This is a genomic window from Bacillus sp. MYb78 (genome assembly GCF_002975115.1).
Taxonomy (GTDB): Bacteria; Bacillota; Bacilli; order Bacillales; family Bacillaceae_G; genus Bacillus_A; species Bacillus_A cereus.
Window position 1 is genome coordinate 1 of record NZ_PCOB01000071.1, and the last position, 1,739, is coordinate 1,739.

The window sequence follows — 1,739 nt, forward strand, 5'->3', positions numbered from 1 at the left end:
CCTCCTCGTATATTAATATTTAAGCCCTATTACTGGCTTAGATTTTCTTCTTAATAAGAGCCCTATAAATAAAAATACTTGGACGTCTCAAGATATTTCTAGATAATGATTTTAGGATCATTTGGGACAATTCTTTCACCTCCTGTGGATTTACCACATTTGAAGAGTGTTTCTCAGTGAACGCGCGGGACTCCTTACTCGCAGGCTGAGCAGCCTGACCCTCGAACCTAGATGATAGTAGCTCTAGGGCGGCTTTCGATTCAGGACTAGCTCTCATACACGAGGTTGTTGGTCGGCGTACACACTAGAGATATCTCGAGACGTCCAAGAAATGATTCTAATATAGAAGGGGGGTCTCTTACATGAGATTATTTGTTGGTTTAGATGTAAGTTCGTTTGATATGAAAGTTTGCTTTTTAAATGGTGACGGAGAAAAACTGGATTCTTTTTCGGTCAGTAATGACCTACCAGGAGCTACTACACTCAAAGAAAAATTATTACAGTGTATTGCGGGTAAAGAGGTCGACATCCTTAAGATTGGTCTAGAATCCACCTCTGTTTACAGCTTTCATCCTTCTATGTTTCTTCACCATGATATAGATTTACAGCGTTTTGGAGCAAAAGTATTTCTCCTAAACCCAAAACAAGTCGCAAATTTTAAGAAAAGCTATTCTGACATGAATAAAACCGATGAGATTGATGCCTTTGTCATTGCTGATTACTTACGATTTGGCCGTAATCAAATGTCTATCGTAAAAGAAAGTCAGTACGTGGCACTGCAGCAATTAACAAGATCACGATACCAACTTGTCAAAATGTTAACGAAAGAAAAACAACACTTTCTTCAACACCTAAGTTTTAAATGTAATACATTTTCACAAGAGGTGGATACTTCCGTATTTGGTAGCGCCATGACAGAACTATTTCTTGAAAAATTCAGCTTAGAGGAACTCGCTAATATGCCTTTAGAAGAACTCGCTGAGTTCCTACAGGAAAAAAGTCGAAACCGTTTTGGTGATCCAAAATGCGTAGCAGCATCCATTCAAAAAGCTGTGAAAGCTTCTTATCGCTTGGATAAGGTTGTAGAAGATTCAATAGATGTCATCTTAGGTACATCCATCGCAGTCATTCGTACGTTTCAACAACAAATCAAGGAATTAGAAAAGTCTATTAAAAAAATCATGGCTGGTTTGACCCAAACACTTGAATCTATTCCTGGAGTAGGTCCTGTTTTCGCTGCCGGTATCATTGCTGAAATTGGCCAAATCGAAAGATTTGACGATGAAACAAAAATAGCCAAATACGCTGGATTATACTGGCGAAAGCACCAATCCGGTCGTTTTACAGCCGAAGATACTTCATTATCCCGTACAGGTAATCATTACTTGCGTTATTACTTAGTTGAAGCCGCCAATTCAGTAAGAAAGCATGTATCAGATTATCAAGAGTATTACGTGAAAAAATATAATGAAGTACCAAAACATCAACACAAACGTGCACTCGTTCTAACCGCAAGAAAATTTGTGCGATTGGTGGATGCGCTACTACGTAGCCACCAACTTTTTACGCCAGGAAGGTGTGTGAAAGAATGACATAAATTTTTGTCATCGCTACCTTTCATTATTTTCCAGTAAATTACATTCGTTACTGGTTTAGTTTCGTGATGCCTTTTTTAAACAAATTGACCTTTGACAACTTTAAACTTTGTTATTTCTCAGTTGACATACTACCGCAGGTCT

The 1,739-nt window shown here is 38.2% G+C and carries 1 protein-coding gene; it reads left to right on the plus strand.

All coding sequences use genetic code 11. The features are described from left to right. Window positions 1-362 precede the first annotated feature (362 nt). Window positions 363-1,592 carry an IS110 family RNA-guided transposase gene (locus CQ064_RS33045; RefSeq protein ID WP_001236353.1) on the plus strand — a complete coding sequence of 410 codons (1,230 nt, stop codon included), beginning with the start codon at window positions 363-365 and terminating at the stop codon, window positions 1,590-1,592. Window positions 1,593-1,739 lie beyond the last annotated feature (147 nt).

Bases quoted from the DNA above. Each gene is read 5' to 3' on its own strand.
- CQ064_RS33045 (WP_001236353.1), top strand. From the start codon at position 363: ATGAGATTATTTGTTGGTTTAGATGTAAGTTCGTTTGATATGAAAGTT.